The sequence below is a fragment of the Streptomyces sp. NPDC088746 genome (assembly GCF_044751065.1).
Classification (GTDB): Bacteria; Actinomycetota; Actinomycetes; order Streptomycetales; family Streptomycetaceae; genus Streptomyces.
The window spans coordinates 135,367-148,681 of record NZ_JBIVLA010000007.1 but is presented as its reverse complement, the minus strand read 5'-3'; the positions used below and the strand labels follow the sequence as shown (position 1 = coordinate 148,681).

The 13,315-nt window shown below is 72.0% G+C and carries 11 protein-coding genes; 6 read left to right on the top strand and 5 right to left on the bottom strand.

Features of this window, described 5'->3' with window-relative positions; genetic code table 11:
• Nucleotides 1–31: 31 nt before the first annotated feature.
• The 4 genes from ACIP63_RS28220 (at nucleotide 32) to ACIP63_RS28205 (ending at nucleotide 3,218) form a co-directional block, all read left to right on the top strand.
• Nucleotides 32–889 (top strand): hypothetical protein, encoded by an 858-nt coding sequence (locus ACIP63_RS28220; RefSeq protein ID WP_401521640.1) that lies wholly within the window; start codon nucleotides 32–34, stop codon nucleotides 887–889.
• Nucleotides 890–899: 10 nt separating this feature from the next.
• Nucleotides 900–1,904, top strand: coding sequence for an endonuclease/exonuclease/phosphatase family protein (locus tag ACIP63_RS28215; protein WP_401521043.1), 1,005 nt, complete (start codon nucleotides 900–902; stop codon nucleotides 1,902–1,904).
• An 89-nt stretch (nucleotides 1,905–1,993) separates the two neighbouring features.
• Nucleotides 1,994–2,923 carry an NADP-dependent oxidoreductase gene (locus ACIP63_RS28210; protein WP_401521040.1) on the top strand — a complete coding sequence of 310 codons (930 nt, stop codon included), beginning with the start codon at nucleotides 1,994–1,996 and terminating at the stop codon, nucleotides 2,921–2,923.
• A gap of 49 nt (nucleotides 2,924–2,972) precedes the next feature.
• Nucleotides 2,973–3,218 (top strand): DUF2630 family protein, encoded by a 246-nt coding sequence (locus tag ACIP63_RS28205; protein WP_401521039.1) that lies wholly within the window; start codon nucleotides 2,973–2,975, stop codon nucleotides 3,216–3,218.
• A 17-nt stretch (nucleotides 3,219–3,235) separates the two neighbouring features.
• Here the strand turns inward: ACIP63_RS28205 and ACIP63_RS28200 are convergent, their stop codons facing one another.
• From ACIP63_RS28200 to ACIP63_RS28190, 3 genes are all read right to left on the bottom strand, one after another.
• On the bottom strand, nucleotides 3,236–3,649 hold the full coding sequence (locus tag ACIP63_RS28200) for an RNA-binding S4 domain-containing protein (protein ID WP_401521036.1): 414 nt from the start codon (nucleotides 3,647–3,649) through the stop codon (nucleotides 3,236–3,238).
• Between the two features lie 38 nt (nucleotides 3,650–3,687).
• Nucleotides 3,688–5,364, bottom strand: a complete 1,677-nt coding sequence (locus tag ACIP63_RS28195) for a hypothetical protein (protein WP_401521033.1) — start codon at nucleotides 5,362–5,364, stop codon at nucleotides 3,688–3,690.
• 211 nt (nucleotides 5,365–5,575) lie between these two features.
• Nucleotides 5,576–7,636: a PhoX family protein gene (locus ACIP63_RS28190; protein WP_401521031.1), complete on the bottom strand. Its 2,061-nt coding sequence runs from the start codon at nucleotides 7,634–7,636 to the stop codon at nucleotides 5,576–5,578.
• A gap of 291 nt (nucleotides 7,637–7,927) precedes the next feature.
• Between ACIP63_RS28190 and ACIP63_RS28185 the strand changes: the two genes are divergently transcribed.
• Together ACIP63_RS28185 and metG are read left to right on the top strand one after the other, a co-directional pair.
• Nucleotides 7,928–9,505, top strand: a complete 1,578-nt coding sequence (locus ACIP63_RS28185; protein ID WP_401521030.1) for a VWA domain-containing protein — start codon at nucleotides 7,928–7,930, stop codon at nucleotides 9,503–9,505.
• A gap of 183 nt (nucleotides 9,506–9,688) precedes the next feature.
• Nucleotides 9,689–11,293: a methionine--tRNA ligase gene (metG, locus tag ACIP63_RS28180; RefSeq protein ID WP_401521027.1), complete on the top strand. Its 1,605-nt coding sequence runs from the start codon at nucleotides 9,689–9,691 to the stop codon at nucleotides 11,291–11,293.
• 84 nt (nucleotides 11,294–11,377) lie between these two features.
• Here the strand turns inward: metG and ACIP63_RS28175 are convergent, their stop codons facing one another.
• The gene (locus ACIP63_RS28175; RefSeq protein ID WP_401521024.1) at nucleotides 11,378–12,130 is read right to left on the bottom strand and encodes a hypothetical protein; all 753 of its coding nucleotides are present in this window, start codon (nucleotides 12,128–12,130) and stop codon (nucleotides 11,378–11,380) included.
• 207 nt (nucleotides 12,131–12,337) lie between these two features.
• Nucleotides 12,338–13,255, bottom strand: a complete 918-nt coding sequence (locus ACIP63_RS28170) for an intradiol ring-cleavage dioxygenase (protein ID WP_401521022.1) — start codon at nucleotides 13,253–13,255, stop codon at nucleotides 12,338–12,340.
• Nucleotides 13,256–13,315 lie beyond the last annotated feature (60 nt).

Genomic DNA, 13,315 nt, shown 5'->3' with positions numbered 1-13,315 from the left:
CCCCGCCGCCGCAGGGGATTGGCTGGTGCCTGTGCGGAACTGTCTCTCAGCGGCTCTCTCGGCGGTGCTGCTCGTCGTGCTGGCCGTGCTGGTCCCGGTGAGCGCGCTCTCGGCGTGGGTCGACCTGGAGCTCGACGACACGGACCGCTATCTGGCCGCCGTCTCGCCGCTGGCCTCCGATTCCGATGTACGGGAGACCGTCGCCACGCTGGTCACGGACGAGGCGATGAAGAACATCGACGTCGGCCCGCTCCAGGACACCGTCGAGCGGTTCCTGCACGAGTCCGCCCTGTCGTTCACCACGACCGAGGCGTTCCGACGGGCCTGGGAGAGCGCCAACCGGACGGCGCACCAGGCCGTGACCGCCTCGCTGCACGGGGACGACGGGCAGGCGGTGACCATCGATCTGGCGCCGGTGATCGAGGAGGTCAAGAAGGAACTGGTCAGCAGCGGGGTGCCGTTCGCCGACCGGATCCCGGTCCGGGAGACCTCCATCACCGTGCTGTCCGCCGACCGCGCGGACGACCTGCGGACCTCGTTCCGGTGGCTGAGGTACTGCAGCGTCTGGCCGGCCCTGGCGACGGTGGTGCTGCTCGTCCTGGTCCTGGGTCTCACGCTCGTACGCGGCGGCGTCCGCGCCGGGCTGACGGCCGCGGCCGTGACGGGAGGCGGCCTGCTCCTCGGCGCGGCCCTGCTCCGGATCGCGGTCGCCGTCGGCCGCGCCCGGGTGCTCGACCAGGTGCCCGGAACCGACCGGGACGGGGCCGCGGCGGTGTACGACGCGCTGACCGCGTCCCTGCGGACGACGGTGTGGATCGTGCTGCTCGTGGGAGCGGTCCTGGCGGTCGGCGGCCTTGTGGGACGGGTCGTGGCGGCCCGGCGCGGGTAGGTCTTCCGGCGTGAACAGCAGCGCCGCGAGGGCGGCCGTGGGGGACGGGGCCCGCACGCGCGGGCGGGGACGCACAGCCGCCGGCGGGTGCGCCGCGCTCGCCCTGTCCTGCGCCACCCTCGTCCTCGGCTTCCGCGCCGCGGACGCCGACGGCCCCACACCGGTGCCCCAGGCCCTGGCCTTCCTGCCCTGGCTGCTCGTCCCCGGCGGCGCCGGCCTCGCGCTCGCGGGCATCGCCCGGTGGCGTACGGGCATGGTCTGGGCGGTCGTGGTGCTCGCGGCCACCGGCTGGTACGCCAGGCCCTACGGCTCCGGCACCACAGGGGCGCAGGGGCCCGTCGTGGCCGAGCTCCGGGTCCTGACCTCCAACGTGGAGTTCGGCGGCGCCACGGACGGGCTCATCGACACGGTCCGGCGCGAACGGCCCGACCTCGTCTTCGTCCAGGAGTGCGATCTGCTCTGCGCCGACGCCCTCGCCGCCCGGATCCCGGAGGCCGCGTACCCCTACCGCGAGGTCGTCCGCCTCGACGGCTCGCTCGGATCCGCCCTGCTCAGCCGGTATCCGCTGCGTCCCGCCGATCCCGTCGACGGGGTCATGGCGATGCCGGGATCGGTGGCCGACGTCGCGGGCCGGGACGTCCGGCTGCAGCTCGCGCACCCCCTGCCGCCGGTGCCGGGCAGGATCGGGGGATGGCGGGACGAGCTCGGCCGCCTCCGGGACTTCGCGGCGGGGGCCAGGGGCGGGGCGGTCCTGCTCGCGGGCGACTTCAACGCCTCCCAGGACCACGCCGCCTTCCGCGAGGTGCTCGACGCGGGCGCGCTCCACGACAGCGCGAGGATCGCCGGCCGGTCGCGTACGTACAGCTGGCCCGCCGACCGCCGTACGCCCCTGCGCACCCAGATCGACCACGTCCTGGTCAGCGACGACTTCTCCGTGCGGTCGGCCCGCTTCCTGGACCTGAGCGGTACCGACCACCGGGCCCTGCTCGTCTCGCTGGCCCTCCACGACGGCTGATCCGGTGTCCCGGGCCCGACGTGCGCGGGTGCGTGGGCCGGGCGACAGTGGGATGCGTGAGAGCAGGGGGCGAGTGAGAGGTCTGCCGTATGCGAGCCATCGCCGTCAGCGCGTTCCGTGCGGAGCCCTGTCCCGTCGAGGTGCCGAAGCCCGACCCCGGGGCGGGCGAGGTGCGGGTCAAGGTGGAGTACGCGGCGCTGAACCCGCTCGACTGGCAGACCGCCGACTGCGTCCCGGACGGTGCGTTCCCCTTCGTCCTGGGCACCGATTTCGCCGGCCGGGTGGACATGATCGGCAGCGGCGACAACCGCTTCCGGGTCGGTGACCCCGTCTTCGGCCGCGCGACGGCACCGCCCCTCGGCCGCTGCGGGGCGTACGGCGAATACGTGTGCGTCCCGCAGGACTCCCCGATCGCCCTCGTCCCTCGCGACATGCCGCTCCAGCTCGCGGCGGCGCTCCCGTCGGCCGGGACGACCGCCGCCCAGATCCTGTCGAGCACGGCCGTACGCAGCGGCCTGAGCCTGCTGGTCGTCGGGGCGACGGGCGGTGTCGGCAGCTTCCTGACCCAGCTCGCGTCGGCCCGCGGTACAGCGGTCGTCGCCGCCGTGCGCGGCGACGAGAAGCGGCGGATGGGGGCGCTCGGCGCCACCGCCACGGTCGACACGACCACGGGCCCGGAAGCGCTGGAGGCCGCGGTGCGCGATCTGTACCCGGACGGCGTCGACGCCCTCGTCGACCTCGTCTCGGCGGACACCGCCTCGTTCGCGGCGTACACCGCCCTGGTGCGTGACGGCGGTGTCGCGGTCACCACCCGGGGCGTGGCGGCGCCGCCGGGCATCGCCTGGGCCGACTTCCGGCTCGCTCCGACCGCCGGGGTGCTGGAGGAGCTGGCCTCGGCGGTGGCGCGTGGGGAGCTGGAGGTGCCCATCGACATGGAGCTGCCCCTGGAGAAGGCGCCGCAGGCTCTCGCCCAGAACCGCGCGGGCGGGGCGCGCGGCAAGACCGTCTTCGTCATCTGAAGGACGCGTGGTCCCAGGACACCGACCAGGACACCGACCGGGAGCTCTCATGGCCGAGCAGGACATCTTCGAGAACATCGACGGACTGATCACCGAGGAGCGCGCCCTGCGCGCCCGCTCCACCGCGGAACTGGGCCTCTCCGCCGAGGAGCGGTCACGGCTGCGCGAGGTGGAGGTCCGGCTGGACCAGTGCTGGGACCTGCTGCGGCAGCGGCGCGCGCTCAGCGAATTCGGCGAGGACCCCTCGCAGGCGCGGGTGCGCCCCGCCGACGAGGTGGAGGGTTACCAGAGCTGAAGGGCCTGCCGGACCGCCTAGGGGCTGTCCGGGCCCCGGCCCTGGAAGCCCTGGAGGCGTTCCATCTCGCGGCGGTCCCGCTTGGTCGGGCGGCCCGTGCCCCGGTCGCGGACCGGGACCTGGATCGCCAGCTCGCGCGGCGGCGGGGGCGGGCTGTTGTCGACGAAGCACTCCGCGGCGACCGGTGGGCCCACCCGCTTCTTCACGATCTTGGAGACGACCACGATCCGGTCCCGGCCGGCGTGCCGCAGCCGCACCTCGTCGCCCGTACGCAGGGCCTGGGCGGGCTTCGCGCGCTCGCCGTTGACCCGCACATGCCCCGCGCGGCAGGCGGCAGCCGCCTGCGACCGGGTCTTCGTCAGCCGGACCGCCCAGATCCAGGCATCGACCCGGACGCTTCCCTCCGCCTGCGGCGCCTCACCGGAAACCATGTCTACGACTCTAGTCCGGTGAGGCGCCGCGGCACGGGTCAGGAACCGAAGTCGCCGATGACCTCGGCCATGTTGTAGCTGTACATCTCACGCTTGCACCCGGGGCACTCCGTGGTCGGGGCGTGCTCGCCGAGCGAGTAGAGCTGCGGGGCGAAGCCGTCACCCCGGCCGTGCGCGACGTAGAGGTCCTCCGGCCCGACCGCGGACTGCAGGACCTTCGCGTTCCCGACGAGCTGCGAGGTGCCGTCGGCCGACTGCGGTGTGGCCTGGAGCAGACGCCCGTTGCCCGACGCGTTGCTGCGGTGGAAGTACCACCTGCCCTCGTACCGCGTCACGCCCTGGATCTTGTGCCACAGGTCCTCGCCGTTGAAGACGGCACCGGCCGGCAGCCCGTACGCGAGGTCGGCACTCGCGGTCGTCCCCGCCGCGCCCTCGACGGCGGCCGTCAGGGCGGTCATCGGATAGGTCCCGACCCGGCCCGTGCTGTCACCGCCGTTGTTGTGGTTGCAGTACTCACCGAGGACGAGGTGATCGGTGTCCGTCCGGTCCAGCGAGATGTACGAGGCCTTGGGGCGGCCGGTGGAGTAGCACTGGTTCCCGCTGGTTTCCTGACCGTTCTTCGCCGTCGTGAACTTCAGCGTGGCGACCTGGGGCATCACGTACCGGTAGCCGTAGCTGTACCAGACATTGCTCTGGCGACCGACCCGCTTCTTGTCCAGGACGTCGCTGACCAGGCCGTCCGGGGTCGGGTCGTTGACATCCGCGTCGTTGTCGGGGTTGAGGTCCATGATCTTGCGCAGGTCGAAGACCCGCATGCCGTTGGCGGTGTCGGCGACGTACAGGTAGTTGCCGTACCAGACCATGCCGCCGGCGTGTATGCCTCCCTGGGCCTTGCAGGAGGCCGTCACGCTGGTCGTGCACGTGCCCTCACGCGCGTGCAGCGCGTCGAAGGAGATGTGGTCCTTGGAATTGACGTAGGGCCAGACCAGCAGCACATGGCGGTACATCTGGGTGGCCTGGTTGAAGAAGCTGACCCGGATGCCCTTCTCGTTGCAGGCGTCGGAAGCGGAGTCCTGGACACAGTTGTCCCGGCCCGACGTGTAGTCGCTGCGGCCCGGGTTGGCGGCGTCGTACCCCGCGACGGCGATCGGCTCCGCGTTCGACGAACCCCAGTCCTCGTCCTCCTGCGCGTCCGAGACGCCGGTGATCGCCTGCGGGATCCACTCCGTGGACGTGGCGTCGTCGCTCTTCCAGCAGATGCGGTGGTTCACCGCGAGATCGGGTCCGTAGATGCTGGAACTGCCACAGGCGCCCTCCCAGCCTGCGGGGCGGTTGGCCTGCTCCATGAGCTCGGTGAGGCCCTGCTTGGGCAGCGCGGCGTCCAGATCGTTCACCAGGCCGGTGAGGGAGGAACCCGCCGCCAGCTTGAAGTCCCCGGCGCGGCCCGGGACCGGGGCCGGAAGCACGTCGGCGGCCGACCGGCCGGTGAGGGTTCCGTCCGGGCCGGCGAGATCGTCCTGCTCGCCCTCGGGTTCGTCCTCGAAGCCGTCGTCCGGCATGCCCTCATGGCCCGGGACGGGGTCGTCCGCAGCGACGGTGCGCGGGGCGGAGGCGGGGGCGGCTGTGGCTCCCGCCGCCGGGACCAGCGCGGACAGCAGTGCGCCTGCCGCCACGGCACAGGCCGCGAGGCGTGTTCTGCGGGATGGTTGTCCCATGTGGGGGCCCTTCGTGAGTGCGCGTGAACCGATCGGCCGGTGCATCTGATCGGTCATCAGGCACACCGGCCGGTCACGCTAGCAACGCAACTGCGTTCCCCGCTCACACATAGGGACGACCCCCATCAGGCATGCACCGGGCGCGCACAGTCCGTAGACGGGCTTCCGTTTCCGGCGCCGCCGCGGTGGCCGGCGCCGGTCTCCGGGCCGGTCAGACGCCGATGTCGCCGCCGTCCTCGCGCCAGACGGCGACGACCGACGGGCGCACGATCCGGCCCGGTCCGTCCGGCCAGGTGCTCGCCGGCTTCTCGGCGGACGCGCCGTCGACCTCGCCCGGGTGCTGCACGGCGACGAGGACACGGCGGTCCTGGATCACCGGGCCGCAGGTCTCCGCGCCGGTCGGCACGGTCAGGAACTGCTTGAGCTCGCCCCGCCGTTCGCCCTGCGTCGCGACGCCGAACAGGCCGTCGTGCGAACCGAGCTGGGCACCGTCCGTGGAGATCCAGAGGTTGCCGTGGTCGTCGAAGGCCACGTTGTCGGGGCAGGAGATGGGGCTGACCTTCTCCTTCGGGAACCCGGCGAAGTACGTCGCGGGGTCCTCCGGGTCGCCCGCCACGAGGAACAGCCGCCAGGCGAAGCCGTCGCCCGCCGGGTCGTCCCAGTTCTCCGCGAGTTCCAGGATCTGACCGTGCTTGTTGGCGTTGCGCGGGTTGGCCTCGTCGGCGCCGGCCTTGCCCGCCTTGCCGCGGTCGGTGTTGTTGGTGAGCGCGATGTAGACCCGGCCGGTGCGCGGCGAGGGCTCGACGTCCTCGGGGCGGTCCATCTTCGTCGCGCCGACCTTGTCACCGGCCAGACGGGTGAAGACGTACACCTCGTCGGCCGTCATGCCCGGGACGTGCGAGGTGGTGCCGGTGGCGAGCGGGATCCAGACGCCACTGCCGTCGAACTCGCCGTCCGAGGGGAGCTTGCCCATGCCGTCGAACTCCGCGGCCGGGGAGTCCCCGGTCAGCTTGGCGACGTACAGCGTTCCCTCGTCCAGCAGCGTGAGGTTGTGCTCCCGGGCCGCCCGCGAGTTCCCCTTCTTCATCCGCTTGCTGGAGACGAACTTGTAGAAGTAGTCGAACCGTTCGTCGTCGCCCATGTAGACCACGGGGCGGCCGTCGGCGGTCAGCCGGGGCTGCGCCGCCTCGTGCTTGAACCGGCCGAGCGCGGTCCTCTTGCGGGGCGTGGAGTCGGGGTCGTACGGGTCGAGCTCCACGACCCAGCCGAAGCGGTGCGCCTCGTTGGGCTCCTGCGCCAGGTCGAAGCGCTTGTCGAACCGCTCCCACTTGCGCTCGGTGGCGGCCGTGCCGATGCCGTAGCGCTTGTCGGTGTCGCTGGAACCGTTGGCGAAGTACTGGTTGAAGTTCTCCTCGCCGTGCAGCGTGGTGCCCCACGGGGTGGTGCCGCCCGCGCAGTTGTTCAGGGTGCCCAGCACCTTGCGGCCGGTGCGGTCGGCGGAGGTACGGAGCAACGGGCTCCCGGCGGCGGGGCCGGTGACCCGGAATTCGCTGGTCGCGGTGAGACGGCGGTTCAGCGGGTGGCGGTTGACCGGCGCGAGCTTGCCGGTGCGGTTCTCCTCCTGGACGACGACCACGGACAGTCCGTGCGCCGCCCAGGCGATCTCGACCTGCTCACGGGTCGGACTGGCCGGATCGTATCCACGGAACATCAGGATCTCGTCCGTGTACTCGTGGTTGGCGACCAGCACCTGACGGCCGCGCTCACCGCGCAGCGGGAGCAGGGAGAGGAAGTCGTTGTTGTAGCCGAACTGGCCCGCCTGCGCCTTCGCCGACTGCTTGTCGGGGTCGAAGCGGGGAGCACCGCGCAGGATCGGTTCACCCCAGCGGATCACGACGTTCTGGCCGTAGCCGTCGGGGACCGTGACCTTGTCGTCCGTGTTGGGCGCGACCGCCGCGAAGCGCAGGCCCCGGGCGCCGGAGGCGGTGGGCTTCGGCTTGCCGCCCGTACGGCCCGCGAGGGGCGCGGCCTCGGCACTCGGGGCGGCGGGGCCGGCGAGAGCGGTGGTTCCGGCGGCGGCGGCCACGGTCACCACGGCGGCGGCACGCATCATCGACCGGCGTGACAGGGCACCGGCGATGATGTCGCGGGCGTACTCGTTGTCGCTGGTGTTCGGGACCTCCTGGAAGCAGGCGTCCCCGCAGCGGTAGCGGCAGGTCAGCGCAGAGCGCCCGCCCTGGTGCGAGCCGATGAGCGGCAGCAGATCGCGCACGTTTTCGTCCCTCCGTCTGTGTGTCACGCGTGACGGTAGGTGCGCATCCACGCCGTTCGTGGGACTGCCGGTGAACGGAGGGTGAAGTCCGGGACACCGCTCCTCTTCCCTTTGCCCTGGGCCCCGTTCAGGACTCGGTCGCGACTCGGTTGGAGCTCGGTTGACGCAGGGGCGGGCCGCGCAGCCGAACGGCCGGATCCGGCCGCTAACCTTACGTATCCGCCCTGGCCAGGGATCAATTCCCGCAGTACGGACATTTATCGCACCCAACTCATGCGAAAGGCCTCGCCCATGGGCATTCGGAGCTTGCTGCGCAAGGTGTTCGGCCGGACGGAGCAGGACGAGCCGACCACGGCCACCGTCCCGCCCCAGGCCGAGCGCACCCAGCCCACGGAGCCGGAGACCGCCACTTCGGCGGCCGAGCCCGCGAAGGCCTCGGTACCGGCCCCGGCCTCCTCCTCGGACCGGTCCACCGGTGGCGGGGACGACAGCGGACAGGCGTCGGACCTGGTCGCGGCGGCCTTCGACAAGGCGGCCACGACCTCGGCGGCCACGTCTGCCTCCACGTCCGCGCCGAGGGTTCCGGCCCAGGGGCCGGACCCGGAGGCGAAGCCGGCCGCGGACGCCGGGAAGGACGCGGCCGAGAAGGCCGCCGCGGTGACGGAACCGGCTGTTGCCGCGCCGATCACGATCGACATGGACCCGGAGCCGGAGGCGGAGGAGCTTCCCGCCGCCGAGGCGACGGGCGCCGAGGAGACGGCGGAGGCGGCCGTCGAGCCGGCCGCCACCGAGAAGCCGGCCGAGCCGGTCGCCGCCGCGGAGCCCGAGCCGGTCGCTGCCCCGGAGCCGGTCGTCGAAGCCGCGCCGGAGCCCGTCGCCGCGCCCGAACCGCCGAAGGCGGAGCCCGTCGCCGCGCCCGAGCCGGCCGTCGAGCCCGAGCCGGTCGCCACGCCGGAGCCCGTCGCCGCCGCCGAGCCGGAAGCCGCGCCGGAGCCGGAAGCCGCGCCGGAGCCGGTCGCAGCCGCCGAGCCGGTCGCCACGCCCGAGCCGGAAGCCGCGCCCGAGCCGCCGAAGGCGGAGCCCGTCGCCGCCGCCGAGCCGGAAGCCGCGTCGGAGCCCGTCGCCGCCGAGCCGGAGCCGGAAGCCGTGCCCGCCGCCAAGTCCGCCGCCCCCGCCGGCAAGCCCGCCGTCACCCTCGCCCGGGTCAAGGCGGCGGCGCCCGCGCTCGTGACCCCGTACAAGGCCGCACAGGCCGGGCTCAAGGCGCACGGGCTGACCGGGCTGCGGGCCACCGTGTATCTGGTGCTCGACCGGTCCGGTTCCATGCGGCCGTTCTACAAGGACGGCAGCGCCCAGCACCTGGGCGACCGCACCCTGGCGCTCGCGGCCCACCTCGACCCGAACGCCACCGTGCCCGTCGTCTTTTTCTCGACCGACATCGACGGCACCGGGGCGATCGACCTCACCGCCCACGAGGGCCGGATCGACGAGCTGAACGCGGGTCTCGGCCGCCTGGGCCGGACGAACTACCACCGGGCCGTCGAGGAGGTCGTCGCGCACTACGAGAAGTCCGGCGCCCACGGCCCGGCGCTGGTCGTCTTCCAGACGGACGGCGCCCCGGACGCCAAGGTGGCGGCCAAGCAGGCCCTGGCGGACGCCGCACGGCTGCCGCTCTTCTTCCAGTTCGTCGCGTTCGGCGACGAGGACGCGAAGGCCTTCGACTTCCTGCGCAAGCTGGACGTCGAGAACGCCGGGTTCTTCCACGCGGGCCCCGCCCCGCGCGAGGTCCCCGACGCGGCCTTCTACCGTGAGGTCCTCGCCGCGCTGCCCGCCTGGGCCGCCGCCCGCGGGGTCGTCGCGGAGGACTGATCCCCCGGCAGCCGTACGGTCACGGCGAGCCCGCCCTCCGGGCCGGGTACCGCCGTGACCGTACCGCCGTGCCTCCCAGGATGCGTCTTCGGTACGGGAAAGGATGTTTCGCAAAGCTCTCCGAAGCCGGGGCGGGCCTTATCGATGTGAGTGGATCTCCCACGGACCGTTAGGATTTCGACCATGGCGGCCACTGGATTCGAGAAGCAGGGGGCGAAGGCGTACTACGTCTCGACCCCCATTTACTACGTCAACGACGCTCCTCACCTGGGCCACGCCTACACGACCGTCGCAGGCGACGTGCTCACCCGCTGGCACCGCCAGCGCGGCGAGAAGGTGTGGTACCTCACCGGCACGGACGAGCACGGTCAGAAGATCATGCGCACGGCCGAGGCGAACGACGTCACGCCCCAGGCCTGGTGCGACAAGCTCGTCGAGGAGGCCTGGAAGCCCCTCTGGGAGCACCTGAACATCGCGAACGACGACTTCATCCGTACGACGGAGAAGCGGCACACCGACCGTGTGCAGGAGTTCGTGCAGGACCTGTACGACAAGGACCAGATCTACAAGGGCGGGTACGAAGGCCCGTACTGCGTCGGCTGCGAGGAGTACAAGCTCCCCGGCGACCTGATCGAGGCCGAGGACGGCACGAAGCTGTGCCCGATCCACAAGAAGCCGGTGGAGCTCCTCAAGGAGGAGAACTACTTCTTCAAGCTCAGCGAGTACGGCCCGAAGCTCATGGAGTTCTACGCGGCCAACCCGGGCTTCATCCAGCCCGAGTCCGCCCGCAACGAGATCGTGAACTTCGTCAAGCAGGGCCTTCAGGACCTGTCGATCTCGCGCTCCACGTTCGACTGGGGCGTCCCGGTGCCGTGGGACCCGAAGCACGTCATCTACGTGTGGATCGACGCGCTGCTCAACTACGCGACGGCGGTCGGCTACGGCGCCAACCAGGAGAAGTTCGACGCCACCTTCCCGGCGGACGTGCACCTGATCGGCAAGGACATCCTGCGCTTCCACTCGGTCATCTGGCCGGCCATGCTGATGGCGCAGGGCCTGCCCCTGCCCGGCAAGGTCGTCGCCAACGGCTGGCTGATGGTCGGCGGCGAGAAGATGTCCAAGTCGAACCTGACGGGCATCAAGCCGCAGGACCTGACCTCGCACTTCGGCGTGGACGCGTACCGCTGGTACTTCCTCCGGGCCATCGCGTACGGCAGCGACGGCTCGTTCTCCTGGGAGGACTTCAGCGCCCGCTACACCTCCGAGCTCGCCAACGACTACGGCAACCTCGCCTCGCGCGTCGCGGCCATGGTCGGCAAGTACTTCGGCGGTGCGCTCCCGGAGGCCACGGCCGCCGGGGACGCCGAGCGGGCGGTCCAGGAGGGCCTCGCGCAGGCCGTCGCCACGGCCGACCTGAAGATCGGCGAGGAGCTGGACTTCCAGGGCGGCATCCTGGCGGTCTTCGACTTCGTGAAGCAGGTCAACGGCTACATCACGGAGCAGGAGCCGTGGAAGGTCGCCAAGGACGAGTCGCCGGAGGGCCAGGCACGGCTGGCGACCATCCTGTACACGGCGGCCGACGCGCTGCGCGGTGTCGCGGTCCTGCTGAACGCCGTCATGCCGGACACCTCGCAGAAGCTGTGGGAGTCCCTGGGCGCCGAGGCGTCGCTGGGCGCCCTGGCCGACCAGCCGGTGCAGGACGCGGGCCGCTGGGGTCAGCTGCCCGTGGGCGCGACGGTGACGAAGGGCGCGGTGCTGTTCCCCCGCCTGGAGGAGAAGCCCGCCTGAGCGGCGTACGCGGTACAGGAGCCCGGGACCCGAACGCATCGGGACCCGGGCTCCTGCGTGTGACCCGTCAGCACGTCCGGCGTCTCACCGGGCCAGCGACGCGGCGTCCCCCATCACGATCACCGGCTGCTTGGCGGGGTCCAGGGTGAGCAGCAGTTCGCGCATCCGGTCCTCGGTCAGCGAGACGCAGCCCTGGGTCGGTCCGCCGTGGTCCACGTGGATCCAGATGCCGCCGCCCCGCTCCGCGCCGAGCGGCCGGGTGCGGTCCAGGGGACTGGTGCCCGGGGTCCGGTTGTAGTTGATGGCGACGACGTAGTCGAAGGAGCCTTCGAGCGGCTCCCCCAGGAAGCCCTCGCCGCTCACCGCGAAGCGCTGCTGCTCGTCGTACGGGAGCAGCGCGCCCGGGTCGGGCAGCCGGCCGCCCGCGTCGGTGAGGCCGAAGACCCCGACGGGGGACCGGAGGTCGTCGGCGAGGTGGTGGTCCGTCCAGCCCTCCATGCCGTTGTGGGCGGGCCAGGGGCCCGCCCCGGGTCTCCAGCCGAGAGCGGGGTCGTCGAGGCTGTAGAGCATGACGGCGGAACGGTTGGAATCGGGGCCCTGCCCGGTCACCACGACGGCCTGCCGGGCCGTGGCCGGGATCTGTGCCCGGGTCTCCGGGCCCAGTGCGGGGATCTCCGCCGGGGGGCGGAGGCTCTCCACGGGGGCGGCGGAGGACTCCGGGCCGGCCGCGCCCCGGGGCGCGGAGGGGTCGGTGGTCCGCACCGCCCCGGCGGAACAGCCGATGACCAGCAGGAACAGGGCGACGAGCAGGACGTACGGACGACGCGGGACGGACACGGTGCGGAACTCCTCGGTGGGGGGCGGACTAGCACTTCCCGTGCCAGTCCTTGCCGGGCCCGACGGCGCCGAACCGGAACCGGGGCCATCCGGATGTACCCGGTTCGTGTACCCGGGGGCCGGGAGTGCCGCACGGTCCACCCGTACGCAGGCAAAGAGCCCGGAACCGTCATGGTTCCGGGCCCTTCACCGGGGGTCCTGTGCCGCCTAGAGGTCGGTTCCGTCGTGGGTCTCGTCGGGGTCGACGCCCATCGTGATGGAGCCGATCACGCCGCGCGCCATCTTCCCCTTACGGTACGAGAGCTTCAGCAGCCCGCCCGTCACACCGCTCTGGTCGTAGATGGTGTCCTCGGTGAGGGTCGTGCGGGTGGTGGTGCTCGTCGAGTACGGCTCCTCCTTCGCGGAGTCGAGGACGGCGGACTCGGCGAAGAAGAACTGACCGGTGTGGCAGGTGTTCCCGCCCTCGTACCCGGCGTCGGTCATCTTCCCGCCGACGTGCACCTTGGTGTGGATGTGCACGGCGCGGCCCTGGTACCAGCCCGGGAAGATCGTCGTGAACTCCACGTACCCGTGCTGGTCGGTGAGGCGCGTGCCCCGCAGATAGCGCTTGTCGTCGGTGGGCTCGCTGTGTCCGCCACCGCCGCCGCCCGGGCCCCCGGAAGGAGGCGTCCCGGTGGGGGTTCCGGTCGGCATGTCCGTGGGGGCGCCGCTCGGCGGGGTGCCGCCGCCGGGGCCTCCCTGGCTCATGCTCTCGTAACCGGAGTAGATGCCCAGTGCGTCGCAGTGCCAGATGTCGACGGCCGCCTTCTTCAGCGGCTTGCAGGTGTCGGAGTCGATCACCTTCAGGCGCAGGGTCAGCGGGATGCCCTCCTTGCCCTCGGTGATGTCCTTCCGGATCTTGTCGGCGTCGATGTAGTACGGGCCCTCGGTGGTCTCCGAGGTCAGGCGGTAACACGCCTCACCCTGTCCGGTCGCCGTGCCGGACGCCTCGCTCTCCTCCTGGGCCGAGGCGGTGGCGACGACCCCGGCCCCGACTCCTGCCGCGGCCACGACCGCCGCTCCGCCGATCACCACGCGGCGCCGGGTGAGGTCCTTCTTGTGCGCGGGTCCCTGATTCTCCGTCATGAGCGGTGACACTAGGCAGCCAGGCTGGCAGGAACATGAGAGTCGGCTGTGCGTTCCTGT